Here is a 26,427-nt window from a genome sequence, read left to right as displayed (position 1 = left end):
TGGTTCCCCGTCTATTCCGCGAAGAAGGCGAAGCGGATGATGAAGAGGGCCGCGACGACCGCCGTTGCCGGGTGGATGTCCTTCCACTTGCCGGTGAAGAGCTTCAACACGACGTAGCTGATGAAGCCGAAGGCAAGACCGTTGGCGATCGAGTAAGTGAAGGGCATGGCGAGCGCGGTCAGCGCGGCCGGGGCCGCTTCCGTCAGGTCTTCCCATTCGACTTCCGTCAGCTCGCGCATCATCAGGCCTGCGACATAGAGCAGGGCCGGTGCCGTCGCATAGCTCGGAACGGAGCCGGCGAGCGGGGAGATGAAGAGGGCGGCGAGGAACAGGATGGCGACGGTGAAGGCGGTGAGGCCCGTACGGCCGCCGGCCTGAACGCCCGAGGCGCTTTCGACATAGGCGGTGGTGCTGCTCGTGCCCATCAGCGAGCCGGCGACGATGGCCGTGCTGTCTGCGAGAAGGGCGCGGCCGAGGCGGCTCTTCTGGCCTTCCTGGATGAGGCCGGCGCGCTTGGCGACGCCGATCAGCGTGCCCGTGGCGTCGAAGACTTCGACGAGCACGAAGACGAGGATGACGTGCAGCAGGCCGCCATGCAGGGCGCCCATGATGTCGAGCTGCAGGAAGGTCGGCAGGATCGACGGCGGCATAGAGACGACGCCGCGGAATTCGCTGACGCCGAGGATCCACGAAAGAACCGTGACGACGAGAATGCCGATGAGGATCGAGCCCTTGACGCGCAGCGCGTCGAGCACGGCGATGACGAAGAAGCCGAGGATCGCCAGAAGCGGGCCGGTCTGCTTGAGGTCGCCGAGGCCGACGAGGGTCGCCGGATTGTCGACGACGATGCCGGCGCTCTTCAGGGCGATGATGCCGAGGAAGAGACCGATACCGGCGGCGATGGCGCTTCGCAGCGAGTGCGGGATGCCCTCGATCAGCCAGCTACGAATGCCCGTCACCGTGAGGAGGACGAAGATCATGCCGGAGATGAAGACCGCGCCGAGCGCCTGCTGCCAGGTGAAGCCGAGGGCGGCAACGACGGTGAAGGCGAAGAAGGCGTTGAGGCCCATGCCGGGCGCCATGCCGATCGGCCAGTTGGCCATGGTCGCCATGACCATGGAGCCGAGTGCGGCAGCCAGACAGGTCGCGACGAACACGGCATCCCGGTCCATGCCCGTCGTGGACAGGATATCCGGGTTGACGAAGATGATATAGGACATGGTGAGGAAGGTCGTGAGACCCGCGATCACCTCGGTGCGCACGGTGGTGCCGTGCTCACTCAGCTTGAAAAGCCGTTCAAACATGTTTTCTCCCCCTGGCGGACGCGGATAGGCGCCGCCGTGCGATAGATGCGGGCCATACTCCTCCAGCGGCCCGTCGCGGATCGTTCCGCGCCTGTGCGCGGCGGCTTCCAAAGGACAGGCCACCGTGATCACAGTTTCGTTATATTGCTTTTTCCGCGCGGCCCGCGCCAGCGGGGGATTTCCCCGGATTTTAGCGAAACTCTTTCACGACTTGCTAGGATCGCCGGCCTGTCATTCGCACACGTCGACCCACGCGCCGCCGACCAGCCCCGCCATGCGCTCCGGCGCGATGCGCACCGCGGCATTTGTCGCGCCGGCGGCCGGAACGACCTCCTCGAACGCGCGCAGCGAGACATCGCAATAGACCGGCAGCGGCGAAGGCAGGCCGAAAGGGCAGACGCCGCCGACCGGATGCGAGGTGGCGGCCACCACCTCCGTGGCGTCCAGCATGCGGGGCTTTGCCGAAAAGCGGTCCTTGAACTTGCGATTGCTGAGCCGCGCCGTGCCGGCGGCGACCAGGAGCACGATCTCCTCGCCGACGCGCAGGCAGATCGTCTTGGCGATCTGCTCGGGGGCGACGCCATGCGCCTCGGCGGCGAGCGTCACGGTGGCCGAGCTTTGCTCGGTGACGAGCACGTCGATATCGGGAGCGTGTTCGGTGAAGAAGGAACGGACGGATTCGAGCGACATGGCATTTCATAGCCAGTCCGGCGGCCCCGATGCAAGAGGCCGCCGGCTCGCGGGGTGCAATGGGTCAGGCGTAGATGCCGCCCGAGGGCGTGGTGCCGGCGGTGGAGCCGGGCAGGAAGGTCGCCGCCTTGCCGAAGGTGTTGATGACGCCATTGGTCTCGGCGAGGTAGCGGCTGCCGGTGGCGCTGCCCGAAACCGTGGGGTTGGACAGCGAGACCGCGCCGCAATTGCGGGCTGCCGCGAACTGGGTGAAGGCCGGCGCGCCCGTCAGCGTGAAGGTGCGCCCTTCGGCAAGCAGCACGCCCGCGCCGATATTCATATGCCGCCGTGCGCCGCCGGTGATGGCGACATTGTCCTCCAGCACGATCTGGCAGGGATTGTCGCAGAAGATATGATCGGCATTCGCGCCGACCGCGCCGTATTCCATCCTGCCGAGGCGCAGGGAGACGCCGTTGCCGACGGAAAGCCCGTGGACGAGATCCGTGGCGATGGCGATGCGGATGCCGGAAACGCGCGCCTGCGCACCGCTGCCGAAGACGAGACCCGAGGAGAGGACGACCGAGGCGGGCGTCGTCTCGTTGCCCTTGATGAACAGCGTCCCGCCACCGGGAAGGGCGCGGGGAACCGTCGCCCCGGCATAGCTGCCATTGGCAAGCTCGATGGTGACGTCATAGCCCGCCGTATCCAGCTTGTGGGCCTCGTTGATCGCCTTCTGCAGCGTCGCGAAGGGTGCGCCCGCCGTCAGGCCGCTGTTGCCGTCATTGCCGCCGGTCGAGACATAATAGGTCCGGCCCGCCGCCAGTTGCGGCCGCATGCCCTGCACGCCCGCCGGAAAGGTGACACGCCCCGTCGCCGGGTCGGCCACCAAGGCGTCGTTGAAGGCGGAGCCGTCCGCGCTGACCTTGATGCGGAAGGCGTCGCTGCCGGCCAGTCCCATCTCGGCGCGGCCGGACCAGTTGGTCTGGAACAGCAGGGAGGCGGTGTCGCCGGCATTGGCCTTGTTGACCTTGATTTGATGCCCAGCGCCCTCGTTGTTGAAGAGCGAGGCGGGCGCGGCGACGGCAAGCCGGTTGGTGGCGTCCGCCGTGGCGTTGATGCCGATCCGGTCGGCGACGGCGATATCGAAGGCCGCCGGTAGCCAGTCGCCGGCCTTGAAGACGAGAAGGCGGTTCTCGTCCGCCACCTGGGCAAGCCAGCCCTCGCGCGGCGCATGGAAGGTCCATGCACCGTCCTGCCAGGCGGCCACCGCCTTCGTCTGGCCGGCCCATTCGCCCGTCGCGCCGGCGGGAACGATATAGCGGTCCCCGGCGACCGGGCTTGCCGGCGGCGTGCCGGTGGACCTGCTCAGGACGGCGAGGTGAAGGAGCGCGTCCAGCGCCTTGAGCGCCTCGTTGTGCGTGACATGCTTCTGCGCCTGCGCGGGCAGGATATAGGGAAGGTTCAGATTATCGGTCGCGTCCATTTCGTCCGGCTCCTGTGCGAATGTCCGCATCAGTATAGGCGGGCCGCGAAAGGCGGGGAAAATCGGGGCACGTTCCGGGGAGCGGGGCGGGGCCTTCGTATTCGCTCCCCACTATACGTAATTCACGCCAGGGAAGGCTTTCGGGGATTTGCCTTCGATCAAGAATACTTGCAATTCCGCAGTAAACAGGACGGGAAAAGAGCCGCATTATCAATTTCCTAACCAATATAAGCAAGCCTTCCCTCACTCCGGCGATGCGGCCGGGCTGAGCACTCATGTGCGACATGGCTTCATGACGGCAGAAATGAATTCGGCGCTCCGGAAGAGACATGTCCACCCCAGGAAATGTCCAACATGAGAATCAAAACACAATTCATTGTCCTCGCCTCGGCAACCGGCGTGGCGATCGCGGGCCTGATCGGCAGCCTCTGGGGCTATGCCGGCGCGGCCGACGATGTCACCGGCGCCTACGACCAAAAGTATAAATCCTACCTGCTCGCCGACAATTTCCGTCAGTCGTCCGACGACCTGACCCGCCTCGTGCGCACCTATGCCGAAACGGGCGACCCCTCGTACAAGGAACAGTACAACGCCGTCGTCGAGATCCGGAACGGCACCCGTGCGCGTCCCGAGGACTATCACCGCATCTACTGGGACTTCGTGGCGGGCGGCGAAGCCAAGCCGCGCCCGGACGGCGCAGCCGTCTCCATGAACGACCTGATGAAGCAGGCCGGCTTCACCGACGAGGAATTCGCCCTGCTCGGCCAGGCGAACGAGCGCTCCGACGCGCTGGTCAAGATCGAGACCGAGGCGATGAACCTCGTGGACGCGGGTGCCCCGGACGCCAGGGAAAAGGCGACCGCCATGGTGAACTCGCCGGAATACCACAAGTTCAAGGCCGACATCATGAAGCCGGTCGACGCCTTCTTCGTAAAGCTTGAAAACCGCACCCAGGGCGCCGTCGATGAGGCGAATGTAAGGGCGTCCTTCTACTGGACGCTGATCGTCATCGCCATGTCGACGCTTGCCCTGATGCTCGCCATCGTCGGCTTCGTCACCTTCAAGCGCATCATCGGCGGCATGGACAAGATCCGCCTCTCGATGGGCGAAGTTGCCGACGGTCATCTCGACAACGAGATCACCCTTGCCAGGAACAACGACGAGATCGGCGACATGGGCAAGGCGCTGGAGGTCTTCCGCCAGGGCGCCATCGCCAACCGGCGTCTGGAGCAGGAAGCGGCGGAAAACCGCAAGCGCGCCGAGGCCGAACGCATCGCCCTGCAGGAAAAGGCGGAAGCCGACGCCGCCGAGCGCCTGCGCATCGCCACCTCCGGTCTTGCGGCCGGCCTGAAGCGCCTTGCCGGCGGCGACCTCGCCTTCCAGCTCAACGAGGCCTTCGCGCAGGATTTCGAGGCGCTGCGCCACGACTTCAACCGCTCCGTCTCCCAGCTCGGCACCACGCTCGCGGAAATTTCCGGCTCGATCTCCACGCTCGACACCGGCACCCGCGAAATCGCCTCCGGCACGGACGACCTGTCCAAGCGCACCGAGCAGCAAGCCGCCTCGCTCGAGGAAACGGCGGCGGCGCTCGACGAGATCACCGTCAACGTCGCCAATTCCTCCCGGCGCACGGAGGAGGCCAAGGACGTCGCCGGCCGCGCCAACCGCTCGGCCGCCGAATCCGCCCAGGTCGTCTCCCATGCGGAAGAGGCGATGCGCAAGATCGAGGAAAGCTCGCAGCAGATTTCCAATATCATCGGCGTCATCGACGAAATCGCCTTCCAGACGAACCTCCTCGCCCTCAATGCGGGCGTGGAAGCGGCGCGCGCCGGTGAAGCCGGCAAGGGCTTTGCGGTCGTGGCGCAGGAAGTGCGCGAGCTTGCCCAGCGTTCCGCCCAGGCCGCCAAGGAAATCAAGGGGCTGATCCACAACTCCTCCACCGAGGTCGAGAGCGGCGTGAAGCTGGTGCGCGATGCCGGCACGGCGCTGAAGACCATCAGCGAGTTCATCGTCGAGATCAACGCGCATATGGAATCGATCGCCACCTCCGCCAAGGAGCAGTCGGTCGGGCTTGCCGAGGTCAACACCGCCGTCAACCAGATGGACCAGACGACCCAGCAGAACGCCGCGATGGTGGAGCAGTCGAACGCCGCTTCCAACACGCTCGCCAACGAAGCCGTGCGGCTGCGCGACCTCGTCAGCCAGTTCCGGCTGGAAGGCGCGCCCTCGGCCCCGGCCGCCGGCATGCGCGGCGCACGGGCGAGCGATACCGCCCACGCCTCTCCCGCCCGGGCGCTGAACCGCAAGGTCAGCGCCGCCTTCAGCGGCAATGCGGCGCTCGATACGAAGGGCGAGTGGGAAGAGTTCTGAGAACGCTGCCCCGCTCAAACGAAAAACCCGCCTGCGGCCTCGCAGGCGGGTTCTTTATTTTTCGAGGGGCATGAGACCCAGGGAACCGTCAGTGCGAATCCTTCGGCACGTCGTTGCCGCGCGCGCCGCGCAGGAAGTCGAAGTCGGCGCCGGTATCGGCGCCCGTGACGTGGTCGTGATAGAGCATGCCGTAGCCGCTCGCCGGCCGCTCGACCGGGCTCTTCCATTCGGCGAGGCGACGCTCGATCTCACCCTCCGGCACATCGAGATGAAGACGCCGGTTCGGCACGTCCAGCTCGATGAAATCGCCGTCGCGCACGATGGCGAGCGGGCCGCCGGCGGCCGCTTCCGGGCTGGTGTGCAGCACCACGGTGCCATAGGCCGTGCCGGACATACGGGCGTCCGAGATGCGCACCATGTCGGTGATGCCCTTCTTCAGCACCTTGGGCGGCAGGCCCATATTGCCCACCTCCGCCATGCCGGGATAACCGCGCGGACCACAGTTCTTCAGAACCATGACGCAGGTCTCGTCGATATCGAGATCCGGATCGTTGATCTTGCGCTTGTAGTCGTCGATATCCTCGAAGACCACGGCGCGGCCGCGATGCACCATCAGCGAGGCGGTCGCGGCGGACGGCTTCAGCACCGCGCCCTTCGGCGCAAGGTTGCCCTTGAGCACCGCGATACCGCCCTGCTGCGCCAGCGCCTTTTCCGTCGGCAGGATGACGTCCTCGTTCCAGTTGGTGACGTCCTTGACCTCGTCCCAGATCTTCTCGCCCGAGACGGTCAATGCCTCCTTGTGGAGAAGGCCCGACTCGCCGAGGCGCTTCAGCACGACCGGCAGGCCGCCGGCATAGAAGAACTCTTCCATCAGGTATTTGCCGGACGGCATGAGGTTGACGATGGTCGGCACGTTGCGGCCGAGGCGGTCCCAGTCGTCCAGCGTCAGGTCGATGCCGACGCGGCCGGCAAGCGCCAGCAGATGGACAACCGCATTGGTCGAACCGCCGATGGCGCCATTGGCGCGGATCGCATTCTCGAAGGCTTCGCGCGTCAGGATATCGGAGGGCTTCAGGTCGTCCTTGACCATCTGCACGATGCGCCGGCCGGTGAGCTGCGCCATGACGCGGCGGCGGCTGTCGACGGCGGGGATCGCCGCATTGCCGGAAAGCGCCATGCCGAGCGCCTCGGCCATGGAGGCCATGGTGGAGGCGGTGCCCATCGTGTTGCAGGTGCCGGACGAACGGCTCATCGCCTGCTCGGCGTCGAGGAAGTCCTCCTTGCTCATCGTGCCGGCCTTGATCGCCTCCGACATCTGCCAGAGCGCCGTGCCCGAACCGACGCGCTCGCCGCGGAACCAGCCGTTCAGCATCGGCCCGCCGGTGACGACGATGGAGGGGATATCGGTGGAGGCCGCGCCCATCAGCAGCGAGGGCGTGGTCTTGTCGCAGCCGACCAGCAGCACCGCGCCGTCGATCGGCTGGGCGCGCATCGTCTCCTCCACCGCGAGCGCGGCGAGGTTGCGGTACATCATGGCTGTCGGCCGGTAGGTGTTTTCCGAGGCGGAGAAGACCGGGACTTCCAGCGGGAAGCCGCCCGCCTCCCAGACGCCGGCCTTCACCTTTTCGGCAAGCTCGCGCAGGTGGCCGTTGCAGGGGGTGAGGTCGGACCAGGTGTTGAGAATGCCGATCACCGGGCGCCCGTCGAACAGGTCGTGGGGGTAACCCTGATTCTTCAACCAGCCGCGATGGTAGATGTTGTCGCGCGAGGTGCCGCCGTACCACTCCTGCGAACGCAGTTTGCGCGGCCAGGGGGAGGGTTTGAATGTCATTGTCGTGCCTTGTCTCTGGTGCCTGCGGGCAATGAGGCGCGCGCGTCCGCGAACGCAAATCGCCATCCTCCCCATAACTGACAGGGAAGCGCGGAAGCCCCATAACAGTCAAATCATCAATCGATATCGTTGCATATCAAAGGCGTCATGATACCGCGACATTTATTGCCGCAAATGCAAGAAGCGCCCGAACCGGCCGCCACACGCAAAAATCTGTCCCGCCGCGATCGCCGATTGCTCGCCGGCCGCCGCCAAATCCGCGCTCCAGCGCGGGCGCGCGGCATTGCAGCGTCTTTCCCGCGCGCCCGAGGACATGCGGCTGCCGCTGATATCCGATACGGACCGGCGGAAGATCGCCGCCTATGTCGACCTGTTCCGCAACGGCGATTTCGACGCGATCCGTGCCATGCTCGCCGACGACGTGAAACTCGATCTCGTGAACCGGCTCCAATGGCAGGGCCGAGAGAAGATTACACCCTATTTCACGCGCTACGCCGAAGTGTCGAAATGGCGCTTCGTCCTCGGCGCGGTCGAGGGCCGCCCGGCCATGCTGGTCTTCGACAGCGATGGCCCGATGGACGGCCCGGCGCATTTCGTTCTGGTGGAATGGTCGGACGGCCGGATCGCCGCCATCCGCGACTTCCTGTTCGCGCCCTATGTCCTGGAGGCCATGGACTGGGTGCGCCTGGGCTAGTTTCCGGATCTCCTGTGATACCCGGAGAACATCCTCGCACCGGACACGGCGCGCGCATTTGCCGCGGCGAGGATAACCAAGTTAAAGTTGCAACGATAATGAGAATATTAACCACCGCTGAGGCACAGTCTTCCCAGTGGCGCATGGCCAGTGCCGAAGAGATGGCTACCGCTACGTGACTGAATGATAAACAGTATTTGACTTATTTCAAGAATAGACGGGGCAAGACCGGGTATCGATGACCATATCCGAAGCAGGCGGCGGCAAGAAGCCGTCCTCCCTCCCCGGAAGCCGAACATGCAGCATCAGGTTGCATGTACTCGCCGCATGGATCGCAGCGGCGGCGCCCACCGGGCGTGATGCAAACCCGAGACGACGATGACGCCCGGCAGCGCCAGCGCGCGCCGCACGCTCTTCTTTCCGCATTCCCATACCCATTCAAGAGACCAGCATGAAAAACCTCTCCATCAAGGCCTCGCTCGTCGCACTGATGAGCGCCATCATCGTCGTCGTTGCGGTCTCGTCCGCCATCGCCCTGCAGAGCATTCATTCCATAACGACCTCGGCCGAGAAGGTCGGGAACTTCTGGATCGAACGCCTGCTGGCCTCCCGCGAGGTGAAAAGCGATTTCGCCGATGTGCGCCTCACGCTGGCGCGTCTGGCCATGGTCAACGACGCACCGGAATTCAAGGCGGAGATGCAGGCGCTCTGAGAGCGGCGGTGGAAAAGTCGGCCACGGTAGCGGCGGCATAATGCTGCTGCGGGCGGAGTAAAATCCGGCCACCTATTTCCTTTCTGCAATGATCGCAGGAGGGACAGGGGATCTACACCGTGGAACTTTATTTGAGGGTTCGCCTGGCTGTTTCGGAAGGGATGAAGCAGCGTCAGGCCGCGAAGCATTTCAACATCTCGCGAGAGACCGTGGCCAAGATGTTGGCCTATTCGACACCACCCGGCTATCAGCGTCGATCACCGATCCGGCGTCCGAAGCTGGATGCGTTTGTTTCGACGATCGAGCATTGGCTCGACGAAGATCTGAAGATGCCGCTAAAGCAACGCCATACTGCCAAGCGTGTGTTCGACCGCCTGCGTGATGAGTGCGGTTTCACCGGCGGCTACACGATCATCAAGGACTACATACGCGAGCGGGATCAGCGTCGGCAGGAGGTGTTCGTGCCGTTGTCGCATCCGCCCGGCCATGCGCAGGCCGACTTTGGCGAGGCGACGGTGGTGATCGGCGGCGTCGAGCAAAAGGCGCGTTTCTTCGTGCTGGATCTGCCGCATAGCGACGGCTGCTACGTGCGGGCCTATCCTGCGGCGGTGGCCGAGGCCTGGGTCGACGGCCACATCCATGCATTCGCCTTCTTCGGGGCCGTGCCGCAGTCGATCGTCTATGACAATGACCGTTGCCTGGTGGCCAAGATCCTGCCCGACGGCACACGCAAGCGGGCGGCGTTGTTCAGCGGCTTCCTGTCCCACTACCTGATCCGGGATCGCTATGGCCGTCCGGGAAAGGGCAACGATAAAGGGAATGTCGAGGGACTCGTCGGTTATGCCCGACGTAATTTTATGGTGCCGATCCCGCAGTTTGCGACATGGGATGCGTTCAACGCCTTTCTGGAAGAGCAGTGCCGCAAACGCCAGCGCGACAAGCTGCGCGGTGAGAGTGAGACAATCGGGGAGCGGCTACAGCGTGATCTGGCGGCCATGCGTCCGTTACCGGCGTCTCCCTTCGATGCCTGCGACCAGGCCAGCGCCAGGGTGACAGCCCAGTCGCTGGTGCGCTACAAGACCAACGACTATTCCGTACCGGTCGCCTATGGCCATCAGGACGTCTGGGTCCGGGGCTATGTCAATGAGGTGGTGATCGGCTGCCGCGGCGAGATCATTGCCCGTCATCCGCGATGCTGGGAACGGGAAGACGTCGTCTTCGATCCCGTTCATTATCTGCCGCTGATCGAGCAGAAGATCAATGCGCTGGATCAGGCGGCTCCACTCCAGGGCTGGAACCTGCCGGACGAGTTCGCGACGCTGCGCCGCCTGATGGAAGGCCGCATGGCAAAGCATGGCCGACGGGAATACGTGCAGGTTCTGCGCCTGCTGGAGAGCTTCGACCTTGCGGACCTGCATGCGGCCGTGAAGCAGGCGATACAGCTCGGTGCGATCGGCTTCGATGCGGTCAAGCATCTGATCCTGTGCCGGGTCGAGCGCCGGCCACCGCGGTTGGATCTGTCGATCTATCCCTACCTGCCGCGGGCGACGGTCGAGAAGACCTCAGCGAAAGCGTATATGCGCCTCCTGTCGTCTGATGCGGGAGAGGCGGCATGAGCACCGAAGCACCCGACATCCTGCTCGCCCACTATCTCAAGACCCTGAAGCTGCCGACCTTCCAGCGCGAGCACCAGAAGCTGGCCCGGTTATGCGCCACCGAAGGCGTCGATCATGTCGGATACCTGTTCCGGCTTGCCGAACGGGAGATGATCGAACGGGACCGCCGCAAGGTCGAACGTCGGATCAAGGCGGCTAAATTCCCGATCGTCAAAAGCCTCGACAGCTTCGACTTCACAGCCATCCCCAAGCTGAACAAGATGCAGGTGCTGGAACTGGCCCGCTGTGAATGGATCGAGCGCCGGGAGAACGTCATTGCGCTGGGCCCGAGCGGCACGGGTAAGACGCATGTCGCGCTCGGTCTCGGCCTGGCCGCGTGCCAGAAAGGCCTGTCCGTCGGGTTCACGACAGCGGCCGCCCTGGTCAGCGAGATGATGGAGGCCCGCGACGAACGGCGTCTTCTTCGGTTCCAGAAACAGATGGCCGGCTACAAGCTGCTCATCATCGACGAGCTGGGCTTTGTGCCGCTGTCAAAGACCGGCGCGGAATTGCTGTTCGAGCTGATCTCGCAACGCTACGAGCGCGGGGCCACCCTGATCACCAGCAATCTTCCATTTGACGAATGGACGGAAACCCTGGGGTCCGAACGATTGACCGGCGCTCTGCTCGATCGCGTTACCCACCACGTCAACATCCTCGAGATGAACGGCGACAGCTATCGCCTCGCTCAAAGTCGAGCCCGAAAGGCCGGCTAAAACTACTCTCAAAAAATCGCCGCGCCGGCCTGAGACCCCCGCTCGGGCTACGCCCTCCCGGCCGTCTCAGGCCGGCGCCACAGTGGCCGACTTTTGCTCCGCCCCGTGGCCGGTTTTTACTCCGCCGTTGACACCCCGAGCATTTCTGCATCGGGGGCTTTTGTTTGTTTGGTTGCGGGGGCCTGAGTCCACAGAGACTTGTGTAATCTTCTGAAGGGCGATGAGACATCCTTGTTTGGATTATAGGCGTTCGCGGAGGATTTCGTAAGGTGCCTTTCCATTGAAAGCGCCATGCGGCCTTGCAAGGTTGTAGAACCTCTCCCATTCGCTGAGCTTTTGAACGAGGTCGGTGTCGTCTGTATATGACAAAAGCTGGTAGAACTCTTGATCATCAGTGCGGTGTGACCGTTCGACTTTTCCATTTAGTTGGGGCGACGCTGGCTTGATATAGGCGTGCCGGATGCCCTGGTCTTCGACGTGCCAGTGGAATTTGGCCTGGAACTCGTGCCCATTATCGGTGCGCACTTCGCGAATGCGGAACGGGAATTTGGCGATTACGGTGTCGATGAAGTCTATGGCGTTGGCCTGGGTGTGGCGATCATAGACCTTCAAGGCCCGGATGCGGGTGGCATCGTCGATTGCCGTGTATTGGAAGCGCTTGACGACCTTGCCGTCAACGCCTTCAAATTTCAGGAATTTTACGTCGACCTATATCTGATGCCCCGGCACGCGCTGCTCGTATCTCTGGGTATGGATTTTCCTAACACGCGTACCGCCGGGAAGCCGACTAAGCCCGTTCCGCTTCAGAATTCTATAGATGCAGGCGTCAGAGATGGTGATGGCATGGTACCGGCTCATATACCAGGAAATGCGCATCGGGCCGAGATGATATCTGGTGCGCAGATGCAAGACTTTCTCGATGATTTCTGCAGGCTTCTGGTTAGCGGGATTTTTTGGTGCGGAGGATCGGTTCTCAAGCCCGGCCTCGCCATAGCGCTCGAAAGCCGATTTCCATCGATAGAAACTGGCTCTGCCAATACCGAAATAGCGGCAGGTTTGCGATACGTCACCGTGACGCTCGGCATGTTGAAGAACGCGCAGCTTATGTGAAACTTCCCGTCGGAATGTCATCATCGCGATTATCCTCGTGATCGAAAGTCAAAAACAAGGATGTCTCGAAGGTCCCTACTTTTCTACATTCGCCGCCGATCCGGACCTTGAGCTTGCCGTCCGCGACCCACTGAAAGAGCTGCGCCGCATGCTTGCGAAGCAGGACCGGGGTATGCACGTGATCGAAGAAGACCGCGTAGCCGATCTTGATGCTCCTGGGCAGGCTCATGATATCGAGTGGCCCCGGACCGCCCAGCACCGGGCCATACCAGCAAAAGGTGCCAGAGCGGCGTAGAACGTCGAGCGACCGATAGCGTCCGTCAAGTTGGTGTAATTTCGGGTGTAGGACCGGGCCGTCATGATCAGGCGGCTCTGGGTGTAATCTGAAGTGTAGTTTCCTCTTCGATTGTTGGTGGGTTTAGCTCGGCCATTGCCTCGACCTGCATGTATCGGCTCAGGAGCTGCCATTCGTCGTTGGCTTCGAGCAGAACCGCGCCGATGAGGCGAACGATGCTGTCCTCGTTGGGGAAGATGCCGACGACATCGGCACGGCGCTTGACCTCCTTGTTGAGGCGTTCGAGTGGATTCGTTGAATGTAATTTCGTGCGGTGCTGGGCGGGGAAGGCCATGTAGGCCAGCACGTCGGCTTCGGCATTGTCCATGAAGGTACCGAGCTTGGGCCATCTGGCGCGGAGCTGGTCGGCGACATGCCGCCAGGTCTGCACGGCATTGTCATGGTCGGGCTGGATGAAAGCCTGACGGATCGCGGCGGCGACCATGGTGTGCTGGCCCTTGGGAACGTAGGCCAGCGCATTGCGTGTCGCATGAACACGGCAGCGCTGCCATGTCGCGCTGAGGATACGGGTAATGGCCGCTTTCAGCCCTTCATGGGCATCGGAGATGACCAGCTTGACGCCGGTGAGGCCTCGGCGGACCAGATCACGCAGGAAGCTCGTCCAGAACGGCTCGGCTTCGGAGGGGCCGATGTGCAGGCCGACAATCTCCCTCTTCCCGTCCGTGTTGACCGCCACCGCGATTATCGCCGCCACCGACACGATGCGACCGCCCTCACGCACCTTCAGATAGGTGGCGTCGAGCCAGAGGTATGGCCAGTCACCGGAAAGGGGGCGCTTGAGGAAGGCGTTCACCCGCTCGTCGATATCCTTGCACAGCTTGGAGACGGAGGATTTGGAGATGCCGGTCATGCCCATGGCCTGCACCAGCTCATCGACCTTGCGCGTCGAGACGCCGTTGATCCACGCCTCCTGGATCACGGCCACCAGCGCCTTCTCCACCATCTTCCTCGGCTCCAGAAAGCCGGGAAAGTAGGCTCCCTGTCGCATCTTCGGTATCTTCAGGTTCAGCGTGCCGAGCCGGGTGTCGAGCGAGCGGTCGCGGTAGCCGTTGCGCCATGTCTGGCGGCTGTCGCCACGTTCATAGCGCCCAGCGCCGATCAGGCCATCAACATCGGCTTCCATGATCAGTTGCAGCACGCTTTCGGCAATCGTGCGCAGAAAATCGCTATCGCCACTCTTCGCGGCAAGCTCGGAAAGAGCTAATCTGTCGTCGGTCATCGGGGTTCCTTTCGGCTGGTTGAAGCTTTGCAACTCCACCTTCTCCGACAGGCCCGGTGCCCACCTTGCGCTCAACGAATTCGGCAGCTCATTCTCCACCGCCGTTTCCACCTCAATGCGCCTCCGAAATTACACCACGTGCGCGGACGCTACCGAGCGACCCCTGAAACGTCGTCGGTCCCGATCCGTCATAGACGACATGGACGCCCTCTCCATCGGTCAGGCGCAGCGCCTCTTCGGCAAATCGCCCTTCCGTGTCGACAATGACATGGTCTGCGCCCACTTCCCGGGCGACGGCGACCTTGTCCTCAGATGAAACCCGACCGATCACCCGGCCACCGCGCAACTTGATGATCTGGGTCAGGAGCAGGCCGACACCTCCTGCCGCAGCGTGAACGAAGGCAACATCACCGGGCTGCACCGGATAGAAGTCGGTCGCGAAATGGCTGGCGGTCAGCCCCTGCATCATGATCGAGGCCGCCGTTCGATCGTCGACCGCATCGGGAACCTGCACCAGCGACGTTGCCGGGATCGCGATCCGCTCAGCATAACTGCCGGGCGCATAGACCCAGGCGACACGCTGGCCGGGCTGAACAGCCTCGACGCCTTCGCCGACTGCCAGAACTCGACCGACGCCTTCGACGCCCAGGATCTTGGGATTGGGCATGTCAGTCCAGGCAATCCCCTGACGCACGCCGATATCCATGAAGTTGACCCCGGCAACCGCGATCTCGACCAGCGCCTCGCCCGGCCCGGCGACAGGCTCCGGTCGCTCGATCTGCTCCAGCACCTCGCGGCCACCGGTCGCGGTCATCACTACTGCTCGCATGTCTTTCTCCTATCTTGAATGATCGTTCCGCAATCGGTCAAAAAAGGGGTCAGCGCAGCGCGCGCATGACCATCTCCTGCAGGGCAGCCAGGGTTGATCGGTCGGCGCCGCCACGCCCGGCGACGCGGATCCCGGCGATATTGGCGATCAGGAATTGCGCGAGAGCCTCGGGATCGAGGCTGGCTGCAACATCGCCCTCACGCTGCGCGTCGCGCATGCGGGCGACGATGGCCATGTGCAATGTCCTGCCCAGTGCCGCATGGATATCGACCAGGTCCGGCCGCGAGGCACCGAACTCGCAGGTCGAGCCGACGCCGAGACAGGGCGTGTACGCTGTCTCCACGACATGGCGCAGCATGGCGGCAATCCCGTCGATGGCGCGCGCGCCGCTGCGAAGCGCCTCGAAATGCGCCGCGCATTCGCCCATGCCGTAGCGCCGCACCGCCGCGCAATAGAGCTGCCACTTGTCGCCGAAGGCCGCGTAGAGGCTCTGCCGCCCGATGCCCATGGCGTCCACGAGCATCTGCGCCGAACTGCCCTCATACCCATGCTCGCTGAACACGGCGATCGCACCGTCCAGGGCAGCATCCGTATCGAATTCTCGAGGTCTTGCCATAAGCCATGTACAGCGATTCTGGAACGATCATTCAAGTTTGGCGGCTCGGTTTTGCTTTCAGCACAATTTGCGGGTGGCAGTGGCCGTTAGGTGAGGATCGCCCGATCGTCAGATCTTCAAGGCGCGCAATCGCAGCGAATTGCCAATGACGCTGACGGACGACAGCGCCATCGCCGCCGCAGCGATGATCGGCGACAGCAGCAGTCCAAACGTGGGATAGAGCGCCCCCGCCGCGATCGGCACGCCTGCCGCATTGTAGATCAAAGCGAAGGCGAGGTTCTGGCGGATGTTGGCCATCGTCGCCTGCGACAGGCGTCGCGCGCGGACAATGCCGGTGAGATCGCCCTTGAGCAGCGTTACCCCCGCGCTCTCGATGGCAACGTCGGTCCCTGATCCCATGGCTATGCCGACATCAGCGGCGGCGAGCGCCGGCGCGTCATTTACGCCGTCACCCGCCATGGCCACCACCTTGCCCTGCGCCTTCAGGCGCTCTACCACCGCCGCCTTCTGGTCCGGCAGCACATCGGCCTCGACCTCATCAATGCCGAGCTTTCTGGCGACGGCTTCGGCCGTGGTGCGATTGTCGCCGGTCAGCATGACGATGCGGATGCCTTCGGCATGCAGGGCCTTCAGTGCCTCAGGCGTGGTCGCCTTGATCGGGTCGGCGATGGCGAAGATGCCGCCGATGGCATTGCCTATCCCGATATAGATCGCCGTCGCACCGTCGCGGCGCAACTCATCCGCCTGCCCGGCGAGCGACGCCGTATCGATCCCATGCTCGGCGAGAAAGGCGGTGCTGCCGAGCACCACTTGCCGTCCCTCGATCACGCCGACCGCGCCCTTACCGGTCGGCGAGTCGAAATCGGCGACATCGGGGATGGCGATCTTTCGTTCCTCGGCAGCCGCCACGATCGCGCGCGCAAGCGGATGCTCCGAGGCTTTTTCAACACCTGCCGCCAGCCGCAGGATGATCTCCTCGACAAATCCCGGCGCCGCGACGATCCGGGTCACCGCCGGTTTGCCTTCGGTAAGCGTCCCGGTCTTGTCGATCACCAGAGTATCGATCTTCTCCATCCGCTCGAGCGCCTCCGCGTTCTTGATCAGAACGCCGGCGGCCGCCCCCTTGCCGATACCGACCATGATCGACATCGGCGTCGCAAGCCCGAGCGCGCAGGGGCAGGCAATGATCAGCACGGAAACGGCCGCGATCAGGCCATGCGCCAGACGCGGCTCTAGCCCCCATACACCCCAGGCCGCGAAGGCGAGCAGCGCTACGGCGATGACGACCGGCACGAACCAGCCCGACACCTGATCAGCCATGCGCTGGATCGGCGCACGCGAGCGCTGGGCATCCGCGACCATCTGGACGATGCGAGCCAGCATCGTGTCGCGCCCGACTTTTTCCGCCCGGATGACGAGCGCGCCGGTCTGATTCAGCGTCCCTCCTACGACCGCTTCGCCGACTACGCGCGTCACCGGCATGGATTCGCCGGTCACCATCGATTCATCGATCGATGAGCGCCCCTGCTCGACCACGCCATCCACCGGCACGGTTTCCCCGGGCCGGACCCTGAGCCGCTCGCCGATCGCAATCGCCTCGACCGGCACATCTTCTTCCACACCGTCTGCCCCGATGCGTCGTGCGGTCTTCGGCGCGAGATTGAGAAGCGCGCGGATCGCGCCGGACGTCTGTTCCCGGGCGCGCAACTCCATAACCTGACCAAGCAGCACCAGCACGGTGATGACGGCGGCCGCCTCATAATAGACCGCGACCGCGCCATCAGCGTCACGGAAAGCCTGCGGGAAGAGCTGCGGCGCGAATGTCGCGACGATGCTGTATCCCCAGGCGACGCCGGTCCCCATCGCGATCAGCGTGAACATGTTGAGGCTGCGGTTGACGATCGACGCCCAGCCACGCGCGAAGAACGGCCATCCGGCCCACAGCACCACCGGCGTCGCCAGGGCGAACTGGATCCAGATCGAGATGTGCATCGGCACCAGATGGTGCAGCGCCGGGATCAGGTGGCCGCCCATCTCCAGCAGGAACACGGGCAAGGCGAGCGCGAGGCCGATCCAGAAGCGCCGGGTCATATCGGCAAGTTCGGGACTGGGTCCGGCATCCGCCGCCGCGATCAGCGGCTCCAGCGCCATGCCGCAGATCGGACAACTGCCCGGCGCGTCCCGGCGGATTTCCGGATGCATCGGGCAGGTCCAGATCGTGCCCTCCGTTACGGCTGCCGTTAACGCCGCAACGGGGTGATGCTCATGGCGATCAAGTCTATGGGTGTGGCTAGGGTGGGAATGATCGCCATGGGTAGCAGCACCCTCATGGTGCGGCTCGGCATGCGCTACCCGTGCTGCATAATGCACGGGGTCGGCGTCGAACTTCGCCTTACAGCCGGCCGAGCAGAAGGCGTAACGCTCGCCTTCATACTCAGCCTTGTGAGCGGTCCTGGCGGGATCGACCACCATGCCACAGACCGGATCATGGTCGACGTGACCGGACGGCGTTTCGCCGTCCGGCTCATGATGGTGATGATGGCCGTGCGCCCCAGTCACCTCGGCGGCGCGTTCGCTCTTCTGATCGTCGTCGGCCATTCATCACCTTTCACACGCCGCGCGTGCCTTCCGGTCTTTGTTCACTCCTCGATCAGATGGAACTCTTCGAGCAGCTTGGCGATCTCCGTGCCTTCGAGCTTCTTCATCAGCAGCTTGCGCAGGAAGGCCGGTCCGGGAAGATCGATGCCCTTGCCGTCCCGCAGCGGACCGATCGCAGCAAGAAGTGTACGAATATCATAGGTCGAGTTGAAGACCTCCGGCACGCCGCGCTCGACATTCATCAGCGTGTAGACGGCCTCCATCGGGGTTCTCACCGAATATTCCGTGGTGAAGATGCAGTCCCGCTGCTTCGATTCCGCGAACTGGCCGATGAAGGCGAAGTTGACCGCGCCCTCCGGCACCACGTCCGGCCGGTCACCCGCCTGGCGCGGCATGAAGAAGGCGGTAATATAGGGCATCATCGTGGGAACGGTGCTGGCGCCGGATGCCGCGAGTTCGGGAATGTCCTCGACCGGCACGCCGAGGTGATAGAGCCATTCCTGGGTGATCTCCTCACCGGTGCATTCCTGCATCGGCTTCTTCACGAAGTCGCCGGGGCAATCGACAAAGAGCGCGTAGAACCAGGCGATCATCTGATCTTTGGGCTGCTTCTTGAAATGCGGCTGGCGATGAACCGTCCAGCTCAGCAGCCACGCCGAGTCCTTCACCGTGACGATACCGGCGGAGACGATCTTGCCGGTAAAGGGGTTCCGCTTGGTGATCTTCTCGACATAGGCCGGAATGCGGGCGTCGAGGGCAGTGATGGAGGCGGAGGCCCATTTCGTCTCCGGGATATGGGCGCCGAACACGTCGGGGCGGCCGAAGGCCGGATCCTTCGCGGCGATGCGGCGCCACAGGTCCCAGGCCGGCGCCGGTCCTTCATTGAGCTTCGCCGGCGTCCTGTGGTCGCCATTGTCGGAATTCTCGGTCAGCGAGCCGATCGTGATGAAGACGAGATCGTCTGGCCCGAGATCGACGCCGCCTTCGACGCCGCGCTCTTTCCAGTGAATGCGGGTCGCTTGCTTGCGGCCGGGCTGGATGTCGAAATCGACATCGGTGACCTCGACGCCGTAGCGGAACGTGACGCCGTGATCGGTCAGCCACTTCACCAGCGGCAGGACCATCGATTCATACTGGTTATAGCGGTTGAACTTGAGCGAGGAGAAGTCGGCGAGACTGCCGATATGATGGATGAAGCGGTGCAGGTAGAGCTTCATCTCCAGCGCGGAATGCCATTCCTCGAAGGCGAACATGGTGCGCCAGTAGAGCCAGAAATTGCTTTTGAGGAAGTCTTCGCCGAAGACCTCGTTGATACGCTTGTTCTCCATCTCCTCGCGCGTCGCGAGGAAGACCGAGAGCAGGTCCTTCTGGGCCTTGTCGTTTAGCGTCAACAGCGCTTTGTCGGGCACGTCCTGGCCCTGGTTCTGCGTCGTGCGCTGGAGCGAAAAGTTGGGATCGTCCTTGTTGAGCCGGTAGAACTCGTCGAGCACGCTGGCGTCCTCGATCTCCAGCGAGGGGATCGAGCGATAAAGGTCCCACAGGCACTCGAAATGTTCTTCCATTTCGCGGCCGCCGCGAATGACGAAGCCCTTTTCGGGCACGTCCAGACCATCGAGCGCGCCACCAGGGATTTCCAGCTCTTCAAGGATGGTGATGCGGTCGCCGGAAACGCCGCCGTCGCGGATCAGGAAGGCCGCGCCGGCAAGCCCCGCCAGCCCCGAACCGACAAACCAGGCCGTCTTCTTGTCGGCGCCCTCGGGCTTGCGGGGACGCACGAAGGCTTCATAGTTTCCGCTGCTATAGTGCATGGCGAACTCCTGTTCTTCTTGTTGGGATCAGTCTGCGGAGGGCTTGTAGCTGTAGAAGCCTTCGCCCGAGGCGATGCCGAGCCTGCCCTTGTCGATGTAGTTTTCCTTCAGCCAGGCGGCGAGCGACTGAGCATGCTCGTCGCCATGCGAGAGGATGTTGTAGGGGGTGTTCAATCCGATGATGTCGTAGATCTGGAACGGCCCCATCGGCGCGCCGGTGGCGATCCGCCAGACCTTGTCGACATCTTCCGGCTCGGCATAGCCGCCGGCCGCCAGATCGGCGGCCGCGTTCAGGAGCGGCACCAAAAGCGAATTGAGGACGTAACCCGCTTTCTCCTTGCGCACCGGGATCGGCACCATGCCGATGGCGGAGGCGAAGGCGATCAGGGCATCGAACACGGCCGGATCGGTGTCGTCCGTGCCCATCACCTCGGCGGTGTTGAACTTCCAGATGCTGTTGGCGAAGTGCAGCGCCAGAAACCGGTCCGGTCGGCCGGTGTAAGCCTTCAGGTCGCTCGGCAGCAGGGTCGAGCTATTGGTGGCGAAGATCGTCCTGTCCGGCGCGAGCCCCGCCAGTTTCTCGTAGAGCGCCTGCTTGATCGAAAGAACCTCCGGAACCGCCTCGATCACGAGGTCCGCGTCCGCGACGGCCGCGCCGAGATCGCTCAGCAGAGCGATCCGCTTGAGCGCCCCGGCCGCCTTGCCGCCAGCCGCGCCCGACACCTCGTTCGTGTAGGTTTCGACGAGCGCCGCCAGCCGTGCGCGCGCCTGTTCGAGCGCTTCCTCGCTGATGTCGTAGGCGACAACATCGAAGCCGCTATAGGCCGTCTGGAAGGCGATCTGGCTCCCGAGGACTCCCGTGCCGAGAACCGCCACTTTCCTGATATCGCTCATCCAATTTCCTTCTGCGCGGTATCGTCACTTAGAAACGGAGCCGCCACCTCCACCGGGACGCGGGCCAGCTTGCCGGTTTCCCGATCGACCAGGGCCCATTGGGTCAGCGAGGCGACGATCGTCCGGCCGTCTTCGGCATGGAATTCGACACATCGTGCATAGCGGGCACCCCGCGGCGCTCGGACGACCCAGGTGATCGCACTGACCTCGTCTCCCGCCCGGACATTGCCGCGATAGTCGACCTCATGGCGCAGCACGACCGCGACGAACCGGTCGCGATCCTGCGGCCGCGCGGCCGTCAGCCAATGCGCCACCGACGCATCCTGAATCCAGGTCACCCAGACCGCATTGTTGACATGGCCGAGTTCGTCGATGTCGGCGTCCCGGGCGCGGAAGCGGATATGGAAGCGCCGATGCTCATCCACCTCGCCGACGAGTGGGTGTCCGTGCTCATCGCAGCCGATGCGTCGACGATCTGACACGATCCCGCTCACGAATACGCCTGCTCCTCATGCGACGAACCCAGTCCTGCCATGGCGCGGAAGAAGCCGACGAGCATCTCGTCGCGCGGCATGGCGCCTTCGACATCGCCCTGCACCGCCAGTCCCATCCAGAGCGCGTAAAGACCGATACCGGTCTGCATCGGCGGCAAGGCCGGACGAAGTGCGAAGCGTTGCGTCAGATCGGCGACGAGCTCACTGAACATCCGATAGCAGGCCGCCTTGCCCTCCCGGTGCCGCTCGGCGAAAGCCGGATCGCGCCGGGCATGGAGCTGCAATTCGATCGAGAGCAGTGACCATTGTGCCTCGTCGGCCAACTTCGCGAGCCGCGCGGCCAGCACCTGCAGCGTCGCCTCGATATCGTCGCCGGAGCAGTGCGCGACCAGGTCGCGAAGCAGTGTGACCTCGTCCTGGATATGGCTTTGCAGGATCTCGACCAGCAGATCATCCTTGCTGGCGAAGTTCGAGTAGAAGGCGCCCTGCGAATGCCCTGCGGCGCTGCAGATGTTGCGAATCGACATGGCAGCGACCCCCTCCTCGATAATCGAGGAATGCGCGGCCGCGATCAGCCGGTCCCGCGTCTGGCGCTGCGTGTCCTTGCGCGTAAGCGGCATGGGTTCGTTCTCCAACCAACGGGCGAGACGTGCGAAACCTTTTCGGAGGTTCCGCGTTCTCAGTGAAACCAGATATCAACTGATATCCTAAATCAACGGCGATTTCGACTCGAAATCGTTCCTGGGCAACGAAATCTCAGTGTGAAGGAGCGCTCTTGGCTCAAACCTACATTGGCTATTCCCCGGACGTGGAGGTTCTCGGCGAGGACGAGGAGCGGCTGACCGCCGAGATCCTCGAGATCATGGCCACCACCAACCGGCGGGCCTTCGAGCGTCATCGCCACGCCGTGCGCGACGCCCATGCCAAAAGCCATGGGTTCCTGAAGGGCGAACTGATCGTTCACGAACTGCCCTCGCATCTGCGCCAGGGCTTGTTCGCCCGACCCGCCAACTATCCGGTGGTGATCCGCCTCTCTTCGGCGCCGGGCGACATCCACTCCGATACCATTCCCGCGCCGCGTGGCATGGCGATCAAGGTGATCGGTGTCGATGGCGAGCGGCTTCTCCCCGAAGACCAGGGCCACAACCAGGATTTCCTGCTCGTCAACATCCCGACCTTGAGCTTCGGCACGATCGGTAAATATCGCCAGCTCATCAGCCTTCTGGAGAAGAATGCCCAGAACCCGGCCTTTCTCCAGCGAGCGATGGCTGGGGTCGCGCGCGGCGTGGAGGCGGCAGTCGAAGCGGTCGGCGTCGAGCCCGGCGCCACGCTGCGCGGGCTCGCTCGCGACAATAACCATCTGCTGGGCGAAACCTATCATTCGATGGCGGCGATCCGCTTCGGCGACCATATCGCCAAGATCAGTGCCGCGCCGTTCTCCGACAACGTCCGTGCACTGACCGGCAAGGATGTCGGCGCGGTTGAGGATTCCACCATGCGCGATCTGGTGGTTGAACATTTCCGCGAGCAAGGCGCAGAGTATCAGCTCCGTGCTCAGCTCTGTGCCGATCTCGACAGGATGCCGGTCGAGGACGCCGCCGTGCTCTGGCCGGAAGACCTTTCGCCGCACCAGCCGATCGCGACCCTGCGCATCCCGCCACAGGAGGCCTATTCGCCGGCGCGGCGCGTCTACGGCGATGATGTGCTGTCGTTCAATCCCTGGCACGGTATCCGCGATCATCAGCCACTCGGCTCGATCATGCGCGTGCGCATCGCCGCCTATGAACGATCCACCCGCTACCGCCACGAAATGAACGCGCAACCGCGCGTCGAGCCGGCGAGCATCGACGTCATTCCGGACTGACGATCCGATCGTCACACGCAATCACGAAAGGAGGCCAGCCATGGCCGAGACCGAAGAAACCCCGCAGATCGATGAAACCCGCTTGCAGGCCATCCGCCGCCGCATCGAGGAAGTGGTTGGCGATGCGCCACAGCTCGCCAAGCTCGCCCTCGAGCAGATGGTGACGAAGCATAATCCCGACCTCAAGGGCACAGCCGGCTCGGCCGGTCGCGTCGGCGCGCAGTCCGGCAATGTCTCCGAGCTCACCGCCATCGCCAACCTCAAGCCCGGCGGCGCGGATCGGCTGAAACGCATATTCGGGCTGGTGAACGGCAATTTCGACGGGGCGCAGAAGGTCGGCACGCTGCACAACATGCGGTTCGTGTTCTTCGACAACGACACCCGCATCCTGTTCGCCACCGCCTATGACGGCGACTGGGACACCTATATCAACGACTTCGCCACCAAGATCCCCGATCTGATGGACCTGATCTTCGCCTCGGTCGAGGGCTGGCCGGGCATCGCCAGCCCCGAGGTCAAGGACTTCATCGCCGAGCATCAGATCACCGCCGCCGGCTGGTTCGTCGCCAATCCGCAGGTCACCGTCGTCGATGTGCGCCGGCTCCAACGGCTCGAACATGCCGTCAACGAATTCCTGGACAAGGTGGGCTGAGCCATGGCGATCCTTCAGAAACTAAAAGAGCACTTCTCGCGGGATAGCGTCACGCTCGACCTGCAGGACATCCAGGCGCTGATCCTCAGAAGCCGGCCGGAACCCTATGTCGGCGTTCACGCCATGCTCCATTTCGACGAGGCAGCGGGAGCCCGCAATCTTCTCGGCCGGCTGGCACCGCATATCGCTTCGGCCGACAATTGGAGCGAGGATCTCGATTTCTGGATCGGCGCTGCGCTCAGCTTCGAGGGTCTGAAGGCGCTCGGCGTTCCCGACGCCCAGCTCAAGACCTTTCCGCTCCCGTTCCAGCAGGGCATGGCCGCACGCGCGGAGCAGCTTCGCGACTTCGGACCCAACGCGCCGGAAAACTGGGAAGACGTGTTCAAGCCGGGCAACTGCCATCTCGCGCTGACCATCTACGCGGTCGACGATGATGCGCTCGACAAGGCGCTGGCGACGGCGCGCACCGAACTCGACCGGAGCAGCGGCGTCACCTTGCTCGGCGAGCATCGCTTCGGCGCGCCGGACGGCGCGAAAAACCCGTTCGGATTCCGGGATTCGATCTCCCAGCCCGCAGTGGAGGGCAGCGGCGTTGATCCGCTGCCAGGCGAGGAGCGGCCGATCAAGGCCGGCGAATTCATCCTCGGCTATGAGAGCGAGAACGGCCAGCCGCTCGGCATGCCCGAGCCTGCGGTTCTCGGAAGGAACGGCACCTTCGTCGTAATGCGCAAGTATAACAGCCGGGTCGGTTGCTTCAACGCCTTCCTCAAGGCACATGGCGACACGCCGGAGGAACGCGAGCGCCTTGCCGCCAAGATGTTCGGGCGCTGGCGCTCCGGCGCACCCTTGACGCTGGCGCACGATCACGACGATCCCGACCTCGGCGCCGATCCGCAGCGCAACAACGACTTCACCTTCAAGGACGATCCCAAAGGCCGCGTCGTGCCGCTCGGCTGCCATATGCGACGGCTCAATCCCCGCGATTCCGAGTTGACGCTGCTCACCGACGTCAACATCCACCGCATCATTCGCCGTTCCTCGACCTTCGGGCCGGTTTATTCCGAGGATGTGGGGCCTGAGGACGATGCCAACGGCGATCGCGGCCTGTTCTTCATCTTCATCAGCGCGCGTGCCTACGACACGATCGAGTTCATGCAGCAGGAGTGGATCAACCGAGGCAATTTCGTCGACCTTGGCGAAGAGCGCGATCCGATCGTTGGCCTGCATGAGGATGATGGCCGGTTCACGATCCCGCAGGCGCCGGCGCGCAAGCGCATCGACGGTGTGCAGACTTTCAATGTCATGAAGGGCGGCGAATATCTGTTCATGCCAAGCCTGTCCGCGCTCAAATGGCTGGCGGCCGGGAGCTGGGGTTAGGAACCCGCCGGTCAGTCGTTGGCCTTTGTGAAGATGAACGTGCAATTCATCAGGATCGCTGCGTTCGGCCTCACCATGATCTTTGCCAGTCGCGTCTGGCCCGATCGGTAATCCTGACGTCTGCAAAAACTGCCTCTAACGCATGATCGGCGAGGACGCTTCGGTCATCCGGACCGCTTGAGCGCAGGCGTTTCGGATCCCGGGTGGCTTTTGCTCTTCATAAGAGCTTGTCCTTCAGCAGCGTCTCAAGCCAATCGGCAAATACCTGCAGCCGGTGTGAAAGGTGCTGGCGGTGGGGATAGAGTAACGTCATAGGCATCAGCTCGGCTCGATGGCCGGGCATCACCTCGACCAATTCTCCCGCCTCAAGATGCTGTTTCACGTCATAGGCTGGGATCTGGATCATGCCGAGGCCTGCGAGGCAACAGGCGATGTAGGCCTCGGCGCTGTTGACAGTGACCCGCCCGCGCAACGGAACCCGATGCAGCTTCCCTTGCTCCAGCCACTCCCAATCCTCAACACGGCCGCTGGTCGGAGAAGCATAATTGACCGCCCAGTGATCTCCCAGATCTTCAGGAGAGCCTGGCGTGCCATGCCGCGTCACATAGGCTGGGCTGACGACGTTGATCAGTAGCAACTTTCCAATAGGCCGCGCGATCAGGCCTGAGTCGTTGAGCGGCCCCACACGCAGCACACAGTCGATGCTGTCTTCGACCAGGTTCACCGCGCGGTCGGTGACGCCGAGGTCGATGTCGATCTCGGGAAATTTGTCGAGGAAGCCGGGCAGAGCCGGCGCGATGATCAGACGCCCGATCCGCCCCGGGACATCGACCCGCAGCTTGCCCGACGGTTTGGCGGCGGTCTGCCGGAAAAGATTTTCCGTATCCTCGACGTCGGCGATGACCCGCTGGCAGCGCTCATAGAAGGCGATGCCGTCCTGTGTCGGGGAGACCTTGCGGGTCGTGCGGTGTAGCAGCCGCGCCCCAACCCGTCCCTCCAATTCCTGAATGCCGGCCGATACGGAGGACCGCGGAACGCCCAGCGTGTCGGCCGCGCGGGTGAAACTCGCACATTCAACGACACGCACAAACATGCGGAACAGATCGACGCGGTCCAAACAGTCAGAACTCCAATTGTGCTGATTTTCTGACAAGTAATGTCAGAATGATCAGCTTTA

General features: G+C 63.5%; 20 protein-coding genes and 3 pseudogenes. 8 read left to right on the top strand and 15 right to left on the bottom strand.

Features of this window, described 5'->3' with window-relative positions:
* Positions 1-11: 11 nt before the first annotated feature.
* The 3 genes from K8M09_RS18165 to K8M09_RS18155 all read right to left on the bottom strand — a co-directional run bounded on the left by K8M09_RS18165 (position 12) and on the right by K8M09_RS18155 (position 3,456).
* Positions 12-1,304 carry an NCS2 family permease gene (locus K8M09_RS18165; protein ID WP_160786822.1) on the bottom strand — a complete coding sequence of 431 codons (1,293 nt, stop codon included), beginning with the start codon at positions 1,302-1,304 and terminating at the stop codon, positions 12-14.
* Between the two features lie 231 nt (positions 1,305-1,535).
* A complete protein-coding gene (locus K8M09_RS18160; RefSeq protein ID WP_160786823.1) occupies positions 1,536-1,994 on the bottom strand; it encodes a YbaK/EbsC family protein in 459 nt (152 codons plus the stop codon).
* Positions 1,995-2,058: 64 nt separating this feature from the next.
* Positions 2,059-3,456, bottom strand: coding sequence for a DUF2793 domain-containing protein (locus tag K8M09_RS18155; RefSeq protein WP_160786824.1), 1,398 nt, complete (start codon positions 3,454-3,456; stop codon positions 2,059-2,061).
* 354 nt (positions 3,457-3,810) lie between these two features.
* On the opposite strand from K8M09_RS18155, the gene K8M09_RS18150 reads away from it, so the two are divergent.
* Complete coding sequence (locus K8M09_RS18150; RefSeq protein ID WP_229341994.1) at positions 3,811-5,826, top strand: methyl-accepting chemotaxis protein; 2,016 nt, start codon at positions 3,811-3,813, stop codon at positions 5,824-5,826.
* 88 nt (positions 5,827-5,914) lie between these two features.
* Here K8M09_RS18150 and araD read toward each other — a convergent pair whose 3' ends face one another.
* Positions 5,915-7,657 carry an L-arabinonate dehydratase gene (araD, locus tag K8M09_RS18145; RefSeq protein ID WP_160786825.1) on the bottom strand — a complete coding sequence of 581 codons (1,743 nt, stop codon included), beginning with the start codon at positions 7,655-7,657 and terminating at the stop codon, positions 5,915-5,917.
* A gap of 283 nt (positions 7,658-7,940) precedes the next feature.
* Between araD and K8M09_RS18140 the strand changes: the two genes are divergently transcribed.
* From K8M09_RS18140 to istB, 4 genes are all read left to right on the top strand, one after another.
* Positions 7,941-8,351, top strand: a complete 411-nt coding sequence (locus K8M09_RS18140) for a nuclear transport factor 2 family protein (RefSeq protein ID WP_160786826.1) — start codon at positions 7,941-7,943, stop codon at positions 8,349-8,351.
* A gap of 451 nt (positions 8,352-8,802) precedes the next feature.
* Positions 8,803-9,063: a Tar ligand binding domain-containing protein gene (locus tag K8M09_RS18135; RefSeq protein WP_229341991.1), complete on the top strand. Its 261-nt coding sequence runs from the start codon at positions 8,803-8,805 to the stop codon at positions 9,061-9,063.
* Between the two features lie 119 nt (positions 9,064-9,182).
* Positions 9,183-10,679 (top strand): IS21 family transposase, encoded by a 1,497-nt coding sequence (gene istA / locus K8M09_RS18130; protein ID WP_382379779.1) that lies wholly within the window; start codon positions 9,183-9,185, stop codon positions 10,677-10,679.
* Positions 10,676-11,434 (top strand): IS21-like element helper ATPase IstB, encoded by a 759-nt coding sequence (istB, locus tag K8M09_RS18125; RefSeq protein ID WP_229341919.1) that lies wholly within the window; start codon positions 10,676-10,678, stop codon positions 11,432-11,434. Before istA ends, istB begins: the two co-directional genes overlap by 4 nt.
* Before the next feature lie 240 nt (positions 11,435-11,674).
* Here the strand turns inward: istB and K8M09_RS18120 are convergent.
* From K8M09_RS18120 to K8M09_RS18075, 10 genes and pseudogenes are all read right to left on the bottom strand, one after another.
* Positions 11,675-12,568 (bottom strand): annotated as a pseudogene (locus tag K8M09_RS18120) (IS481 family transposase).
* Positions 12,537-12,851: pseudogene (locus K8M09_RS23745) on the bottom strand (hypothetical protein); the annotation flags it as partial. The pseudogenes K8M09_RS18120 and K8M09_RS23745, both read right to left, overlap by 32 nt.
* 55 nt (positions 12,852-12,906) lie before the next feature.
* Positions 12,907-14,118 carry an IS256 family transposase gene (locus K8M09_RS18110; RefSeq protein WP_160788268.1) on the bottom strand — a complete coding sequence of 404 codons (1,212 nt, stop codon included), beginning with the start codon at positions 14,116-14,118 and terminating at the stop codon, positions 12,907-12,909.
* 133 nt (positions 14,119-14,251) lie between these two features.
* Positions 14,252-14,947, bottom strand: a pseudogene (locus K8M09_RS18105) (quinone oxidoreductase family protein); the annotation flags it as partial.
* A gap of 49 nt (positions 14,948-14,996) precedes the next feature.
* Complete coding sequence (locus K8M09_RS18100; RefSeq protein WP_037093117.1) at positions 14,997-15,563, bottom strand: TetR/AcrR family transcriptional regulator; 567 nt, start codon at positions 15,561-15,563, stop codon at positions 14,997-14,999.
* Between the two features lie 108 nt (positions 15,564-15,671).
* Positions 15,672-18,161 (bottom strand): heavy metal translocating P-type ATPase, encoded by a 2,490-nt coding sequence (locus tag K8M09_RS18095; protein WP_160788159.1) that lies wholly within the window; start codon positions 18,159-18,161, stop codon positions 15,672-15,674.
* Positions 18,162-18,202: 41 nt separating this feature from the next.
* The gene (locus K8M09_RS18090; protein ID WP_035219816.1) at positions 18,203-19,969 is read right to left on the bottom strand and encodes an oleate hydratase; all 1,767 of its coding nucleotides are present in this window, start codon (positions 19,967-19,969) and stop codon (positions 18,203-18,205) included.
* 27 nt (positions 19,970-19,996) lie between these two features.
* On the bottom strand, positions 19,997-20,863 hold the full coding sequence (locus K8M09_RS18085; protein ID WP_046407406.1) for a 3-hydroxyacyl-CoA dehydrogenase: 867 nt from the start codon (positions 20,861-20,863) through the stop codon (positions 19,997-19,999).
* On the bottom strand, positions 20,860-21,357 hold the full coding sequence (locus K8M09_RS18080; protein ID WP_197426847.1) for an acyl-CoA thioesterase: 498 nt from the start codon (positions 21,355-21,357) through the stop codon (positions 20,860-20,862). Before K8M09_RS18080 ends, K8M09_RS18085 begins: the two co-directional genes overlap by 4 nt.
* Positions 21,354-21,977: a TetR/AcrR family transcriptional regulator gene (locus K8M09_RS18075; protein WP_160788158.1), complete on the bottom strand. Its 624-nt coding sequence runs from the start codon at positions 21,975-21,977 to the stop codon at positions 21,354-21,356. The genes K8M09_RS18080 and K8M09_RS18075 overlap by 4 nt, the downstream gene beginning before the upstream one ends.
* 155 nt (positions 21,978-22,132) lie before the next feature.
* Between K8M09_RS18075 and K8M09_RS18070 the strand changes: the two genes are divergently transcribed.
* Genes K8M09_RS18070 through K8M09_RS18060 form a run of 3 tightly spaced genes read left to right on the top strand, consistent with a single transcriptional unit; the run spans position 22,133 to position 25,250 of the window.
* On the top strand, positions 22,133-23,221 hold the full coding sequence (locus K8M09_RS18070; protein ID WP_035219810.1) for a catalase family protein: 1,089 nt from the start codon (positions 22,133-22,135) through the stop codon (positions 23,219-23,221).
* Between the two features lie 40 nt (positions 23,222-23,261).
* On the top strand, positions 23,262-23,873 hold the full coding sequence (locus tag K8M09_RS18065; RefSeq protein ID WP_035219808.1) for a hypothetical protein: 612 nt from the start codon (positions 23,262-23,264) through the stop codon (positions 23,871-23,873).
* Positions 23,874-23,876: 3 nt separating this feature from the next.
* Complete coding sequence (locus tag K8M09_RS18060) at positions 23,877-25,250, top strand: Dyp-type peroxidase (RefSeq protein WP_050746443.1); 1,374 nt, start codon at positions 23,877-23,879, stop codon at positions 25,248-25,250.
* Between the two features lie 217 nt (positions 25,251-25,467).
* Here the strand turns inward: K8M09_RS18060 and K8M09_RS18055 are convergent, their stop codons facing one another.
* A complete protein-coding gene (locus tag K8M09_RS18055; protein WP_151664186.1) occupies positions 25,468-26,367 on the bottom strand; it encodes a LysR family transcriptional regulator in 900 nt (299 codons plus the stop codon).
* Positions 26,368-26,427: the final 60 nt, after the last annotated feature.

Source organism: Shinella zoogloeoides, assembly GCF_020883495.1.
Lineage (GTDB): Bacteria > Pseudomonadota > Alphaproteobacteria > Rhizobiales > Rhizobiaceae > Shinella > Shinella zoogloeoides.
The sequence above is the reverse complement of the archived record's forward strand: the minus strand, read 5'-3'. Positions and strand labels throughout refer to the sequence as shown.

Excerpts from the sequence above, each read along its gene's own strand:
- K8M09_RS18165 (WP_160786822.1), bottom strand. The coding sequence starts at position 1,304 with ATGTTTGAACGGCTTTTCAAGCTGAGTGAGCACGGCACCACCGTGCGC.
- K8M09_RS18160 (WP_160786823.1), bottom strand. The coding sequence starts at position 1,994 with ATGTCGCTCGAATCCGTCCGTTCCTTCTTCACCGAACACGCTCCCGAT.
- K8M09_RS18155 (WP_160786824.1), bottom strand. The coding sequence starts at position 3,456 with ATGGACGCGACCGATAATCTGAACCTTCCCTATATCCTGCCCGCGCAG.
- K8M09_RS18150 (WP_229341994.1), top strand. The coding sequence starts at position 3,811 with ATGAGAATCAAAACACAATTCATTGTCCTCGCCTCGGCAACCGGCGTG.
- araD (WP_160786825.1), bottom strand. The coding sequence starts at position 7,657 with ATGACATTCAAACCCTCCCCCTGGCCGCGCAAACTGCGTTCGCAGGAG.
- K8M09_RS18135 (WP_229341991.1), top strand. The coding sequence starts at position 8,803 with ATGAAAAACCTCTCCATCAAGGCCTCGCTCGTCGCACTGATGAGCGCC.
- istB (WP_229341919.1), top strand. The coding sequence starts at position 10,676 with ATGAGCACCGAAGCACCCGACATCCTGCTCGCCCACTATCTCAAGACC.
- K8M09_RS18110 (WP_160788268.1), bottom strand. The coding sequence starts at position 14,118 with ATGACCGACGACAGATTAGCTCTTTCCGAGCTTGCCGCGAAGAGTGGC.
- K8M09_RS18100 (WP_037093117.1), bottom strand. The coding sequence starts at position 15,563 with ATGGCAAGACCTCGAGAATTCGATACGGATGCTGCCCTGGACGGTGCG.
- K8M09_RS18095 (WP_160788159.1), bottom strand. The coding sequence starts at position 18,161 with ATGGCCGACGACGATCAGAAGAGCGAACGCGCCGCCGAGGTGACTGGG.
- K8M09_RS18090 (WP_035219816.1), bottom strand. The coding sequence starts at position 19,969 with ATGCACTATAGCAGCGGAAACTATGAAGCCTTCGTGCGTCCCCGCAAG.
- K8M09_RS18085 (WP_046407406.1), bottom strand. The coding sequence starts at position 20,863 with ATGAGCGATATCAGGAAAGTGGCGGTTCTCGGCACGGGAGTCCTCGGG.
- K8M09_RS18075 (WP_160788158.1), bottom strand. The coding sequence starts at position 21,977 with ATGCCGCTTACGCGCAAGGACACGCAGCGCCAGACGCGGGACCGGCTG.
- K8M09_RS18065 (WP_035219808.1), top strand. The coding sequence starts at position 23,262 with ATGGCCGAGACCGAAGAAACCCCGCAGATCGATGAAACCCGCTTGCAG.
- K8M09_RS18060 (WP_050746443.1), top strand. The coding sequence starts at position 23,877 with ATGGCGATCCTTCAGAAACTAAAAGAGCACTTCTCGCGGGATAGCGTC.